Source organism: Bradyrhizobium retamae, from assembly GCF_001440415.1.
In the GTDB taxonomy this organism is placed as follows: domain Bacteria; phylum Pseudomonadota; class Alphaproteobacteria; order Rhizobiales; family Xanthobacteraceae; genus Bradyrhizobium; species Bradyrhizobium retamae.
In genome coordinates this window covers 1-12,687 of the sequence record NZ_LLYA01000157.1, presented here as the reverse complement: position 1 = coordinate 12,687, position 12,687 = coordinate 1, and the positions used below count along the sequence as shown (strand labels likewise).

Annotated in this window: 13 protein-coding genes; 8 read left to right on the top strand and 5 right to left on the bottom strand. The window is 60.4% G+C overall.

The window, feature by feature from the left end:
- Positions 1-277: 277 nt before the first annotated feature.
- Positions 278-892 carry a hypothetical protein gene (locus tag CQ13_RS19345; RefSeq protein ID WP_057844437.1) on the bottom strand — a complete coding sequence of 205 codons (615 nt, stop codon included), beginning with the start codon at positions 890-892 and terminating at the stop codon, positions 278-280.
- A 167-nt stretch (positions 893-1,059) separates the two neighbouring features.
- On the opposite strand from CQ13_RS19345, the gene CQ13_RS19340 reads away from it, so the two are divergent.
- Both CQ13_RS19340 and CQ13_RS19330 read left to right on the top strand, forming a co-directional pair.
- The gene (locus CQ13_RS19340) at positions 1,060-1,557 is read left to right on the top strand and encodes a hypothetical protein (RefSeq protein ID WP_057844436.1); all 498 of its coding nucleotides are present in this window, start codon (positions 1,060-1,062) and stop codon (positions 1,555-1,557) included.
- Between the two features lie 965 nt (positions 1,558-2,522).
- Entirely contained in the window at positions 2,523-2,906 is a 384-nt protein-coding gene (locus CQ13_RS19330) for a hypothetical protein (protein WP_057844434.1), read from the top strand.
- Between the two features lie 190 nt (positions 2,907-3,096).
- On the opposite strand, the gene CQ13_RS19325 is transcribed toward CQ13_RS19330, so the two are convergent.
- The 4 genes from CQ13_RS19325 to CQ13_RS19310 all read right to left on the bottom strand — a co-directional run bounded on the left by CQ13_RS19325 (position 3,097) and on the right by CQ13_RS19310 (position 6,842).
- A complete protein-coding gene (locus CQ13_RS19325; protein ID WP_057844433.1) occupies positions 3,097-3,372 on the bottom strand; it encodes a hypothetical protein in 276 nt (91 codons plus the stop codon).
- Positions 3,373-3,680: 308 nt separating this feature from the next.
- Positions 3,681-4,592: an NAD(P)-dependent oxidoreductase gene (locus CQ13_RS19320; protein ID WP_057844432.1), complete on the bottom strand. Its 912-nt coding sequence runs from the start codon at positions 4,590-4,592 to the stop codon at positions 3,681-3,683.
- A 25-nt stretch (positions 4,593-4,617) separates the two neighbouring features.
- Positions 4,618-5,868 (bottom strand): Zn-dependent hydrolase, encoded by a 1,251-nt coding sequence (locus tag CQ13_RS19315; protein ID WP_057844431.1) that lies wholly within the window; start codon positions 5,866-5,868, stop codon positions 4,618-4,620.
- Between the two features lie 56 nt (positions 5,869-5,924).
- Positions 5,925-6,842: a LysR family transcriptional regulator gene (locus CQ13_RS19310; protein ID WP_057844430.1), complete on the bottom strand. Its 918-nt coding sequence runs from the start codon at positions 6,840-6,842 to the stop codon at positions 5,925-5,927.
- A 120-nt stretch (positions 6,843-6,962) separates the two neighbouring features.
- On the opposite strand from CQ13_RS19310, the gene CQ13_RS19305 reads away from it, so the two are divergent.
- The 6 genes from CQ13_RS19305 (at position 6,963) to CQ13_RS19280 (ending at position 12,612) form a co-directional block, all read left to right on the top strand.
- On the top strand, positions 6,963-7,784 hold the full coding sequence (locus CQ13_RS19305) for a putative hydro-lyase (protein ID WP_057844429.1): 822 nt from the start codon (positions 6,963-6,965) through the stop codon (positions 7,782-7,784).
- An 81-nt stretch (positions 7,785-7,865) separates the two neighbouring features.
- A complete protein-coding gene (locus tag CQ13_RS19300; RefSeq protein WP_057844428.1) occupies positions 7,866-9,116 on the top strand; it encodes an ABC transporter substrate-binding protein in 1,251 nt (416 codons plus the stop codon).
- Between the two features lie 194 nt (positions 9,117-9,310).
- A complete protein-coding gene (locus CQ13_RS19295) occupies positions 9,311-10,189 on the top strand; it encodes a branched-chain amino acid ABC transporter permease (RefSeq protein ID WP_057844427.1) in 879 nt (292 codons plus the stop codon).
- Positions 10,189-11,196, top strand: coding sequence for a branched-chain amino acid ABC transporter permease (locus CQ13_RS19290; RefSeq protein ID WP_057844426.1), 1,008 nt, complete (start codon positions 10,189-10,191; stop codon positions 11,194-11,196). Before CQ13_RS19295 ends, CQ13_RS19290 begins: the two co-directional genes overlap by 1 nt.
- On the top strand, positions 11,193-11,924 hold the full coding sequence (locus CQ13_RS19285) for an ABC transporter ATP-binding protein (RefSeq protein ID WP_057844425.1): 732 nt from the start codon (positions 11,193-11,195) through the stop codon (positions 11,922-11,924). The genes CQ13_RS19290 and CQ13_RS19285 overlap by 4 nt, the downstream gene beginning before the upstream one ends.
- Complete coding sequence (locus CQ13_RS19280; RefSeq protein ID WP_057844424.1) at positions 11,908-12,612, top strand: ABC transporter ATP-binding protein; 705 nt, start codon at positions 11,908-11,910, stop codon at positions 12,610-12,612. Before CQ13_RS19285 ends, CQ13_RS19280 begins: the two co-directional genes overlap by 17 nt.
- Positions 12,613-12,687: the final 75 nt, after the last annotated feature.

Here is a 12,687-nt window from a genome sequence, read left to right as displayed (position 1 = left end):
CGCGCGACGCGTTGGCGGTCTCCTCAGGATGAGGGCGGAGGGTGTGGCAGGTCTTCCTTCTCCCCTTGTGGGAGAAGGTGGATCGCTGACGCTTAGCGGCAGCGAGACGGATGAGGGGGCTGTCTCCGCGGAGAGAACCCCTCATCCGGCGCTACGCGCCACCTTCTCCCACAAGGGGAGAAAGTAACCTCTACGCAGCTCTATGACGCGCGCGACGTTGCTCGATCTCGCTAAGCCCGCCGCCAGCAAAGTGGTCACGCTGGCAAAGCGCAAATGACTAAGCCGACCCCTTTGCTTTTTTGATATCGGCTGCTGCTTCCACTTTTCCGAGGACGAAGGAAAGTCTCGTCATCAGTCTGATGCTGTGATCGCGGTAATCCAACGCCTCGCCCGGGCTCACGCGCCTATCGCCTGTACCATGCGCCGATAGGTTCCTTGCTTTCCGCAGGGTATGAAAGAGATCACGCGCATTCTCATCGACTTCCCTACGCTCATATAACTCATTCATTATCCGGTCAGCGCCAGTGCGCGGAATGCCCAGAATTTCGCCGATGCGAAAGAGAATGCCCTCAATGTCCTTATAGACCTCTGTGATCGCCGCCTCGGGAAACTCATTGGCAAGCCGCAAAAATTTCTTCTCATCGGTCAGCGGAACGATTCGTTGGTCGTCAGGTATTGCATCGGGAGATGAAGGGGGCGGCAATCTCTCCGCTTCTTCACGCGCAGTCTCCAATTGCTTTTCAAAAGTCGCTTTCGCACCTGCGAGCGAAAACTCTTGTAGCCTATCAGCGAGCCCCACTAGTTGTTTTCGCAAAATGAACAACAAGCTCAAAATCACGAAAGGCCACGCCAGCGAGCCTACAATCGCGGCGATGAATGCCTTCCAGTCCATCCCCTTCTCCCCCCATTAATCAGCGAGCAACTAATCGTCACCACGTCCTAGCACAATCTTACTTCGCGGTCAGATTGGCTGCTCTGTGGAAATCGGGTGGTCAGGCGTGCTTTGTGCAATCGGTAGGCGTAGAGTTCGAGGCCAACGATCTGAGTGGGGAGTGTTAGTTGGGGGCAATCTGGAACTTTGTGCGTGACTACTTCGATGTAGTCGGGGCAGCCGCCGCGTTTCTGGCGAGCATTCAGCATTCACAGGGGCAAACGCGCAGTCGTGTCCAGCTAGTGATTGCATGGGCAATTATCGCGGTGGCACCATTGGCCTTTGCGTCCATGTTCCTCGCGCCGCAAACGATCACGCGCCGCCAGATGAGCGTCACCTTGGTAATATACGCGGCGGCATTGTATGCCCTGATTTGCGATGGTTTACGCTTTGGATGGGCTGCACGTCTGACAAAGATGCGCGGCGAAAAGTGGATCAAGGAATTGGACTACGTCTATCTTTCATTAGGCGCGTTGGGCATTCTCGGGTCAATCAACAGATTAGACCTCGCTGCAAGCGGACACTACACGCGACTGGATTTCCTTGGGCCAATCATTCTGGCAACTGCCTTGGTGGTAAGGCTCGTGAAGACACGGGCTGATATAGGGGGCTGGAATAAGCTCTGAGATCATGGGGCCGTGTCCCGTCGGGTTCAGTTTCTTAACTGGGCGGTTTCCACCGTCTTTGCTTTGCTGGCTTCGCTCGGCTTCGGCAGGCCGGGCAGCTAAAATCTTCTCATCAAAATTTGATGCGTAGAAGGGCTTTCTATTAATTTCAGAACGCCCCGCGCTCGCAAATGCTGCAGTCTGCTATTTGACAGGCCTCGCCCCCCGCCCAGAAGAGCGCAGGCGGATGTCCGCTCTAGTGCACATTCCGGACCCAAGTCGGACATCGCGGCACGTCCGAAAAGTGCCATAAGCGGAAATCCCGAGAACTACCGCCCTGCTTCTACTCAGCCGCCAGAAGCGGACGCGACATCCGCCAACTGGCACTTCGGCTACCATGGATGTCGGGATTCCATCCAGCGGATCGCTACATAAACCGCGAACACCGTCACCACCGTTATCAGTAATTCGAACACGAGCGGAAAGCCGAGAATAGCCCAAATCAAAAGGCAAAAGACAGCGACAATGCTGAAGATGATGCTGTCGATCTTCTCAGTAACCGTCCTCAGAGACATCGCTACGCGTGCCTTATAATCTCGGTCGTTCAGCCAGAAGGTAGATGCGCCGCATGGGGAGCAGGTAAAAAGTTTAGATCAAATTTTCAATATCGTCGCCACTTCCGCTTCGGGTCAAAAGCGACGATCTCGCGATGTCCGCGTTGCATCGGCTTTACCCCTGAAAGCCGACATTCATCGTAAGGTTCGGCATGTCTCAAAGGTGCCAACAGGCGACTTGGCTTGATTAAGATCGGCTTCAATCTTGGCATCACTCTAAATAATCTCTTAGTACTAGATTGCTACCTTTGAGCGAAGTCAAGCCAAAGGCAGCGTACATTGAAACCCGGCCAGCATGCCCTAAGCATACAACAACCTCAGCAGGGTTCTGCGTCGTCGCAACACCGACATTCGTGCTTTGGTTGGCTGCGCATGATCGAAAAGGCAAGAGCAATTTCACTTTTGATGTTGTTGCTTGAGGCGACACCCGCGAACGCAGAGCAGTTCACTGTGAGGTGTGCGAATCAAGGGTACTATCACGTGACGTTTGATACCGATTCAGGAAGGGTCGTATTCGAGAGTGTAGCCGGGTTGGCATTGAAGGGCCGTATTGAGACAGCCGCTGCAGGGGATATCGTATTTCGATTGCTCAAATCCGGCACCAAGGACTTCGAAGTCGTTTTGGCCGTGAGCCGGGATCGCATCACGTGGGTTGCAATCCCGGGCGATAGTGCGCGCCAAGGAACAACAGATAAGTGCAATCAAGTGGGTCTGCGGCCAATTCTTTCAGAATGGGATCTTATCTTCCCATACTAATGAGACTGAGGAGACTCATGTGGGGTTTGGTTCGGCTAGAGCCGAAAAGCCCAAGGTCTGTTTTGGGTCAATCGCGTCGGTTTGGCCGGACCACTGCGACTTCCGGTCTACCCCGGTGAACGGACATTCTGAGGATATGCGGGCATGTCTCAAAGGTGCCAGAGGCGGAAGTCGCTGCAACAGCCATCGCTCAGAAATGAAGGATGTGCTTGTTGAAATAGTAGCCCAGATATGTCGGCGGCAGCAGTAAGCAAAGAGAAAGCACCTGCAAGATGTTGAATTGCATCCGATGAGGGTCAACGGGATAAAATGCATAGAAGTACCAAAGCAGGAAAAATGCTTCGCAGGCCGCAAAGCACCAGACTGCCCGGAAGCGAAACTGAAACAGCAAGGCTCCGACAACGAAGGCCGCCACGAGAATTCCAAACAGGCCCAAGCTGAAGGAGAGGATGGGATTGTCCGTCACAGGGATTTCCCTCCGCCGCAATAACGGCCATTGGTCTAACTCCGGGTCGCGTTTGCTCCCAGATACGACCGAAGAAACGCTAAATATTCGTTAGTGCATGCACCAGCCTGTGTGGTGCGTCCAACCTCCGACTGTCAGCTTTGGGTCACAAGCGGCGGTCGAACGATCGCTGATGCGAAGTCCGGACTGCTTTCAAAAGCAGACCAGCCGCAAGCGACGAAGTTGGTCGGCTTGGGGCCAACAAGCGACATCTAGCGCTTTTCCAAAGGCCTTATTCCCACAAGGGGAGAAGGAAGATCACGCCTCTTTCACTTCTTCACAATCCTTCGGCAATGCTCCCACGCGGCGCGCATCAGGTTTTCGCTCGCTTCCGGCGTGCGGAACGCCGAATGCGCCGACAGCGTCACGTTCGGCAGTTTGGTCAGCGGATGATCGGCCGGCAGCGGTTCTATGTTGAAGACGTCGAGGCCGGCATGGCGGATCTGGCCCGATTTCAGCGCCTCGATCATCGCTTCCTCGTCGACGATGGCGCCGCGCGCGGTGTTGATCAGGATGACGCCGGGTTTCATCGCCTCGATGCAGGCGCGCGAGATCAATCCACGCGTTTCGTCGTTGAGCAGGAGGTGGATCGAGATGACGTCGCTCTCGGTCAAGAGTTCGTCGAGATCGACGAACTCGACTTTCGGATGTTTCTTCGGCGACCGGTTCCAGGCGACGACGCGCATGCCTGAACCGATCGCGATCCGCGCCACTTCCGCGGCGATGCCGCCAAAGCCGATCAGGCCGAGCGTCTTGCCGGTCAGTTGCATGCCGTCGTCGCGCAGCCAGTTGCCGGCGCGGATACCGCGATCCATTTTCGCAAGTCCGCGCGCGCCTTCCCACATCAGCGCAACAGCGCATTCGGCGACCGCCGTATCGCCATAGCCCTTGATCAGGTGCACCTGGATCCCGAGCTCGGCGAGCTCTTCCGGATTCATGTAGCTGCGGGCGCCGGTTCCGAGAAACACCACGTGCTTCAGCCCCGAGCATTTCTTCGCGATATCGGTCGGCAGCGCGGTGTGATCGACGATTGCGATCTCGGCGCCGTCGAGTATCCCGGGATATTGATCCGAAGTGATATCGGGATTTCGGTGGATCCGCACCTCGGGATCGCCGGGCTGGTGCAGCCTTTCGAAGATCACAGCCAGCGATTCATTTGCGTCGACGAAAACTCCGCGCACAGCTTTCCCCCTCGTTTCTTGATTGTCAGGATGCGACGCCGGCCAGCGCCAGCACGGTATGCATCAGCACGTTGGCGCCCGCCGCGCAATCGGCTTGGGTGGCGTCCTCGAGCTCGTTGTGGCTGATGCCGTCCTTGCAGGGCACGAACACCATGGCGGCCGGCATCACGGTGTTGAGGTTGCAAGCGTCGTGACCGGCACCTGAGGTGATGCGGCGATGCGAATAGCCGAGCATTTTTGCGGCGTTCTCCACCGCATCCACCAGCTTGGGATCGAAATGGGTCGGCGGCTTGCGCCAGATCAGGTCGAACTGGACATCGACCTTGCGCCGCGCCGCGATCTCGGCGATCGCCGCGCGCAAATCCCTGTCCAGCGCGTCCATGATGGCAGCATCCGCGCTGCGGCAATCCACCGTGAAGGCGATCTCGCCGGGAATGACGTTGCGCGAGGGATTGGCGATCACCGCCTCGCCGACGGTGCCGACCGCTTTCGGCCCGTGCTTCCTGGCGATTGCCTCCATCGCCAGCACGATTTCTGACAGCGTCGCCAGCGCGTCGCGGCGCAGCGGCATCGGCGTCGAGCCGGCGTGGCTCTCGAAGCCGGTGATCTTGCCGTCGTACCACAGAACTCCCTGGCCGGAATCGACCACGCCGATGGTCTTGTTCTCGGCCTCGAGGATCGGCCCCTGTTCGATATGCAGCTCGACGAAGCCGGAGAATTTTTGGCGACCCACCGGCGCGTCACCGCGATAGCCGATGCTATCAAGCGCCTCCGCCACCGTGACGCCTTCGGCGTCCTTGCGCGACAGAATGTCGTCGGTGGTGAAATCGCCGACGTAAGCGGCGGAAGCCATCATTGCCGGCGCGAACCGCGAGCCTTCCTCGTTGGTCCAGTTGCAGATGCAGATCGGCGTTTCGGTCTCGATGCCGGCATCGTTGAGCGTGCGCACCACTTCCAGCGCCGCCAGCGTGCCGAGCACCCCGTCATATTTGCCGCCGGTCGGCTGCGTATCGAGATGCGAGCCGAGACCGATCGGAGCCTTGGACATGTCGCGGCCCTTGCGCAGGCCGAACATCGAGCCCAGCGCATCCACATGCACTTCCAGCCCGGCGGCCTCGCACCGCTCGCGGAACCAGTCGCGCACCTGCTTGTCTTCAGGTCCGAGCGTCAGCCGCCGCACGCCGCCTTTCGGCGTCGCGCCGAATTTGGCGGTTTCATGAATCGTGCCCCATAGCCGGGCGGAATCGATTTGCAGATTGGAGCCGATCTTGGTCATGCACTGTTCCGGGAGATCAGGTGGGCAGGCGCTTGTTCATTCTTGTTCGGTTATTTTCAATGACGCGCCTGCGGCGTCGCGTCAACAATGACGCCGCCGCGGGCCAGGCTGGCTGCAAGTTCGACCACGCGCTCCACTGCGACGGTGTCGGGGGAGGCGAGCCAGCTTGCCGAAAACGTCAGCGGTGCCAATTGCAGATTGGTCGACAGCAATTGCAGCCGCCCGTTTGCCATGTCGTCCTCGACGATCGCGGTCGGTATCAGGGCGATACCGAGACCTTCGATCGCCATGTGGATCACGGTTGCGAGCGAGGCGCTGGCATGCAGCCGTATGGGCGGCAGGTCAGGGCGGTTGAACAGGGAGCGCACGATTTCATAGGGCTGGGTACGGCGTGAAAACGTGATGATGGGGAACTTCGCCAGGTCGTGCAGTGTCAGTTCCTGCTTGCCGAGGCCGAGCGAGGGGCTGGCCGTAAAGCCCACCGGATAATCGCACAGTGCCCGGTTGTTGACCATTGGCGCCGTCAGCGGGCCGAGCACGAAGGCGAGTTCGATCTCCTGGGCCAACAGCCGGTTGCGCAAATTCGAGGTGATGTCGACCTCGATCTCGAGCGAGAGGTTGGGGTAGGCGTAGTTGACGCTCTTGATCAGTTGCGGCAGCCAGGTGTGCACGATGGTTTCGGCGACACCGAGCCGCAGCACGCCGCGCATCGCCGAGCGATCGCCGACCACAGCGAGCATTTCCGAGCGCAGCCCGATCAGCTTCTCGGCATAGACCATCAATTGCCGTCCGCTCGGCGTCGGCAGCACCATGCGACGGTCGCGCTGCAAGAGCTTCACGCCGACTTCGCGCTCGAGCTGGGCGATCCGTTGCGAAATCGCCGGCTGAGTCGTGTTCAGCTTCTGGGCCGCGCCGCGGAAGCTGCCGAGTGTCACCACCCACATGAAAGTCTCAATTGCCTTGAAATCAGTCATGCACCCTCAGCCCGCAGGTTGATAATTGCTATTTATCGAACTTGATTAGAAAAGACGATTAGACATTATCATAGCCATATGCGGGAGTAGATGTCGATAAGAATGGAAGCGGGGACAACGATGACCGGCTTGGCGAGGACGGAAACGACGGGCCGCGATAGGCCGGATTTATTGCCCAGCGTGGCAGCCCGGCATGCGTGCCGCAACGGCATGGCATCATCGACCGCCGGTGTCGCCAACGGCTTCGTCCAAGGCAACCTCGCGATACTGCCGGAAAAGCTCGCGAGCGCGTTTCACCGGTTCTGCCAGCTCAATCCTAAGCCGTGCCCGATCATCGGCATGTCCGATGTTGGCGATCCCCGCATTCCCGCGCTCGGCGTCGATCTCGACATCCGCACCGACCTGCCGCGCTACCGCGTCTGGCGCGACGGCGAGGTGGTGGAAGAGCCGACCGACATCATGGCGCATTGGCGCGACGATCTCGTCGCCTTTGTCATCGGATGTTCATTCTCGTTCGAGGAGGCGCTTCTGGCGGAGGGCCTGCCGATCCGCCACATCGAGCGCAAGGTTCGCGTGCCGATGTATCGCACCAATATCGCGTGCAGCCCGGCGGCCCCGTTCGCAGGTCCCATGGTGGTGTCGATGCGGCCGTTCAAGCCGGCCGATGCGATCCGCGCGGTGCAGGTCACCTCACGCTTTCCCGCCGTGCACGGCGCGCCCGAGCATCTCGGCCATCCACAGTCGATCGGCATCGCCGACATCAACAAGCCCGACTATGGTGATCCGGTGCCGGTCGGGCCGGACGAAATTCCGGTGTTCTGGGCGTGCGGTGTCACGCCGCAATCGGTGATCCAGGCCGCGAAGCTGCCGTTCGCGATCACGCATGCGCCGGGACTGATGCTGGTGACCGATCTCATGAACAAGCAGCTTGCCGTGCTTTGATGCAGCCGTGCTGCTCATTGAGGCTTTACCGTACCCTTCGCCCGTTTCATCGATAGTTGCCGACCCACAAAGGATATCGCCATGAACATCACGCGCCGTAACGTCTTGCTTGGAGCTACTGCTGCCGCTGCGCTCGGCCCGATCGCCGCGCGCGCCCAAACGTCCGAAGTGGTGATCGGCGTCATCTATCCGTTCTCCGGCGCCAGCGCGCAGATGGGTGTCGACGCCCAGAAGTCGTTCGAGACTGCGCTCGACATCATCAACAAGAACCACGATTTCGATTTGCCGCTGGCGAAGGGCGAGGGATTGCCCGGCCTCGGCGGCGCCAAGATCCGCCTCGTCTTCGCCGACCATCAGGCTGACCCGCAGAAGGGCCGCGCCGAGACCGAGCGTCTGATCACCCAGGAAAAAGTCTGCGCCGTCATCGGCACCTATCAGAGCGCGGTTGCCGTCACCGTCAGCCAGATCTGCGAGCGTTACCAGGTCCCGTTCATCTCGGCGGACAATTCCTCGCCGAGCCTGCACAAGCGCGGCCTCAAATACTATTTCCGCGCCGCGCCCCATGACGAGATGTTCTCGGCCGCGATGTTCAACTTTTTCGATGCGATGAAGAAGAAGGGCACCAAGATCGATACGCTGGCGCTGTTCCATGAGGACACCATTTTCGGCACCGACTCCGCCAACACCCAGCTCAAGCTGGCCTCCGAGCGTGGCTACAAGGTCATCTCCGACATCAAGTACCGCTCCAACTCTCCGTCCTTGTCGGCGGAAGTACAGCAGCTCAAGGCGGCAAATGCCGACGTGCTGATGCCCTCGAGCTACACCACGGACGGCATTTTGCTGGTCAAGACCATGGCAGAGCTCGGCTACAAGCCGAACGCGATCGTGGCGCAGAACGCCGGTTTCTCAGAAAAGGCGCTATATGATGCGGTCGGCGACAAGCTCGAAGGCGTGATCTCGCGCGGCAGTTTCTCGCTCGATCTCGCCGCCAAGCGGCCGATGGTCGGCATGGTCAACGCCATGTTCAAGGAGAAATCGGGCAAGGATTTTAACGACCTCACCTCGCGCCAGTTCATGGGGCTGTTGGTGATGGCGGACGCTATCAACCGCGCCAAGTCGACGGATGGCGAGAAGATCCGCGAGGCGCTGGTCACCACCGATATCCCGGGCGAGCAGACCATCATGCCCTGGAAACGCGTCAAGTTCGACGAGCTGGGCCAAAACAACGACGCCGACCCGGTGCTGCTGCAATATATCGGCGGCAAGTTCGTCACCATCTTCCCGCCGCAGGCCGCCATCGCGGAAGCCGTCTGGCCGATGAAACAAGGCTGACCGCCTTCCGGAGAGACATCACAAACGCAGCGTCGTGTCCCTGCCTAGTGCGCGGTTGGGACCCATACGCCGAGGAGCATCAGTTTCACCGTGGCCTCATGTCCTTCCTTCAAGTGCGACTCCGGTGGTTATGGTCCCTGCGCCTGTGTGCGATTGCGCACTAGGCAGGGACGACGAGCAAGGGGGGCGTCCCGGTGACCGCCGAAACAATCATCCAAAGCCTGGCGAGCGGCCTGCTCATGGGGCTGCTTTACGGCCTCATCGCCGTAGGTCTCGCGCTGATCTTCGGGCTGATGGACGTCGTGAACTTCGCCCATGGCGAGTTCCTGATGATCGCAATGTACGCGACGTTCTTCCTGTTCGTGTTCTTTGCGATCGATCCCTTGCTGTCGGCGCCGCTGGTCGCCGCCGCCCTGTTCGTGTTCGGGGCCGTCGTCTATCTGTTAATTGTGCGCTTTGCGGTGCGTGCGAAAGCCAATGCCGGCATGGTGCAGATCTTCTCGACATTCGGTTTGGCCATCGTCATGCGCGGCCTGGCGCAGTATTTTTTCACGCCGGACTATCGCAGCGTCACCCATTCCTGGCTCGGCGGCAAAACTGTCTCGATCGCCGGGATCTACCTGCCGGTGCCGCAACTGGTCGGCGCCCTGGTGGCGATTGCAGCGTTCGGCGCGCTCTATCTCTTCATCAACCGCACCGATTTCGGCCGCGCGCTGGAAGCGACCCGCGAGGATGCCGGAGCGGTGGCGCTGGTCGGCATCGACAAGAACAAGGTGTTTGCGCTGGGCTGGGGCCTCGGCGCGGCGCTGGTGGGCCTCGCCGGCGCGGTTATGGCGATCTTCTTTTACATCTATCCCGATGTCGGCGCCTCGTTTGCGCTGATCGCCTATGTGACGGTGGCGCTCGGCGGCTTCGGCAGCGTGTTCGGCGCCTTCGCCGGCGGCATCATCGTCGGCCTCGTCGAAGCTACGACCGCCATGTTGCTGCCGCCGTCGCTCAAGGCGGTCGGCATCTATGCCGTCTATCTCCTTGTGGTCTTTATCCGGCCGCGCGGCCTGTTCGGATCGATGTGATGGATACCGCTTTCGCAGAACGCCGCCGCCGCGACCTCATCGTCGCAGTTGTTCTTGCCGCGATTGCGGCTACCGTCCCGCTGTTCGTCAAAGACGTTTACGTCCAGAACATCATGGTGCTGACGCTGATGTGGGGTGCGTTGTCGCAAAGCTGGAATATCCTTTCCGGCTATTGCGGGCAGATCTCGCTCGGCCACGCGCTCTACTTCGGGCTTGGCGCCTATACCACCGCGCTGCTGTTTACCAAATTCGGTGTGTTGCCATGGTTCGGCATGCTCGGCGGCGGGGTGATCTCCGCGCTTATTGCGATGGCGCTCGGCTATCCCTGTTTCCGGCTGCGCGGACATTACTTCGTCATCGCCACCATCGTCATTGCCGAGATCGGGCTGCTGCTGTTCCACAACTGGGATTGGGCTGGTGCTGCGATGGGGATCGAAATCCCGGCGCGTGGCGATAGCTGGCTGAAATTCCAGTTCCCACGCAGCAAGCTGCCATACTTTTACTTCGCGCTGGCGCTGGCTTGTGTCGCCTGGTTCGTCACCTGGTGGCTGGAGGATTCCAAATGGGGCTATTGGTGGCGCGCGGTGAAGGACAATCCGGAGGCGGCTGAAAGCCTCGGCGTGGTCGTGTTCAATTCCAAGATGGGCGCGGCGGCGGTATCGGCATTCCTGGTCGCAATCGGCGGCAGCTTCTATGCGCAGTTCGTCTACTTTATCGATCCCGAGAGCGTCATGGGCTTTCAGTTCTCGCTGCTGATGGCGCTGCCCGCGGTGCTGGGAGGCATCGGCACGCTGTGGGGGCCGATGCTGGGCGCTGTCATCCTGATCCCGCTCACCGAATTGACGCGCTCCTATGTCGGGGGCTCCGGTCGCGGTGTCGACCTGATCGTCTATGGCGGCCTGATCATTGCGATCTCGCTGGCGCGGCCGCAGGGGCTGATCGGCCTGTTCTCGTTCAAGGGCCTTGCGGGACTGTTCTCGCCCAAGCGCAAGGAGGCTGTCCGATGACGCCTCTTCTGGAAACGCGCGGCGTCTGGCAGCGCTTCGGCGGGCTGATCGCCAACAGCGACGTTTCGATCTCGGTCGGACGCGGCGAGATCGTCGGCCTGATCGGCCCGAACGGCGCCGGCAAGTCGACGCTGTTCAACCTGATCGCGGGCGTGCTGCCGCCGACGCAAGGCTCGATCATCTTCGACGGCGAAGATGTCACCGCGCTGCCGGCGGCGGAGCGCTGCCAGCGCGGCATCGGCCGCACCTTCCAGGTAGTGAAAAGCTTCGAGACCATGACGGTGATCGATAACGTCATTGTCGGCGCGCTGGTCAGATCAACCGTGATGCGCGATGCGCGGCGCAAGGCGCATGAGGTGCTTGAATTCTGTGGCCTTGGCCCGCGCGCCAACGTGCTCGCCAGCGATCTGGTCCCGTCCGAAAAGCGCCGGCTCGAAGTCGCCCGTGCGCTCGCGACCGAACCGAAACTGCTGCTGCTCGATGAGGTGCTCACGGGGCTTACGCCGGTCGAAGCCAAGACCGGCGTCGAACTGGTGCGCAAGGTGCGCGATACCGGCGTCACCGTGCTGATGGTCGAGCATGTCATGGAAATCGTGATGCCACTGGTCGACCGCGCCATCGTGCTCGACCTCGGCAAGGTGCTGGTCGAGGGCAAGCCCGCCGACGTGGTTCGCGACCCGAAAGTCATCACCGCCTATCTGGGAGACCGTCATGCTATCGGTGCATGAAGTCACCACCGCCTATCAGGGGCTGGTTGCGATCTCGGCGGTCTCGATCGAGGTGGCAAAGGGCGAAATCGTTTGCGTCGCCGGCGCCAACGGCGCCGGCAAGTCGACGCTGCTGAAATCGATTGCGGGCGCCGAGCGGCCGCGCTCCGGCACCGTGACGTTCGATGGCGCCCGCATCGACGGCATGGCGCAGCACATCATCACCTCGCGGGGCATCGCCTATGTGCCGGAGAACCGCCGGCTGTTTCCGCGCCTCTCGGTGCGCGACAACTTAAGGCTCGGCAGTTATCTTTTTCGTAGCCAGTCCGATCGCGAGGCTCCGCTCGATCTCGTCTTCAAGCTGTTTCCGCGCCTGCAGGAGCGGCTGGAGCAGCGCGCCGAAACCCTAAGCGGCGGCGAGCAGCAGATGCTCGCCATCGGCCGCGCGCTGATGACTCGACCGCGGCTACTCATGCTCGACGAGCCGTCGCAGGGCATCATGCCAAAGCTGGTCGATGAAATCTTCCAGGCCGTGAACCGCATCCGCGACGCCGGCATGACCGTGCTGATCGTCGAACAGCGCATGTCCGAATGCCTGGAGATCGCCGACCGCGCCTACATCCTGCAAACCGGCCGCGTGCTGATGCAGGGCAGTGCCGCCGAGATCAGCGTCAATCCGGATGTGCGGAAGGCGTATCTGGGATTGTGAGGCTTTGCGCCGACCGGGTGGCTCGCAATGATGGGGTGGACGGCCCCCGACGGCATCGATGTGCCAGACTGGTGA

Coding starts and splice junctions, on each gene's coding strand:
- CQ13_RS19345 (WP_057844437.1), bottom strand. CDS start 892: ATGGACTGGAAGGCATTCATCGCCGCGATTGTAGGCTCGCTGGCGTGG.
- CQ13_RS19330 (WP_057844434.1), top strand. CDS start 2,523: ATGATCGAAAAGGCAAGAGCAATTTCACTTTTGATGTTGTTGCTTGAG.
- CQ13_RS19315 (WP_057844431.1), bottom strand. CDS start 5,868: ATGACCAAGATCGGCTCCAATCTGCAAATCGATTCCGCCCGGCTATGG.
- CQ13_RS19310 (WP_057844430.1), bottom strand. CDS start 6,842: ATGACTGATTTCAAGGCAATTGAGACTTTCATGTGGGTGGTGACACTC.
- CQ13_RS19305 (WP_057844429.1), top strand. CDS start 6,963: ATGACCGGCTTGGCGAGGACGGAAACGACGGGCCGCGATAGGCCGGAT.
- CQ13_RS19300 (WP_057844428.1), top strand. CDS start 7,866: ATGAACATCACGCGCCGTAACGTCTTGCTTGGAGCTACTGCTGCCGCT.
- CQ13_RS19290 (WP_057844426.1), top strand. CDS start 10,189: ATGGATACCGCTTTCGCAGAACGCCGCCGCCGCGACCTCATCGTCGCA.
- CQ13_RS19285 (WP_057844425.1), top strand. CDS start 11,193: ATGACGCCTCTTCTGGAAACGCGCGGCGTCTGGCAGCGCTTCGGCGGG.
- CQ13_RS19280 (WP_057844424.1), top strand. CDS start 11,908: ATGCTATCGGTGCATGAAGTCACCACCGCCTATCAGGGGCTGGTTGCG.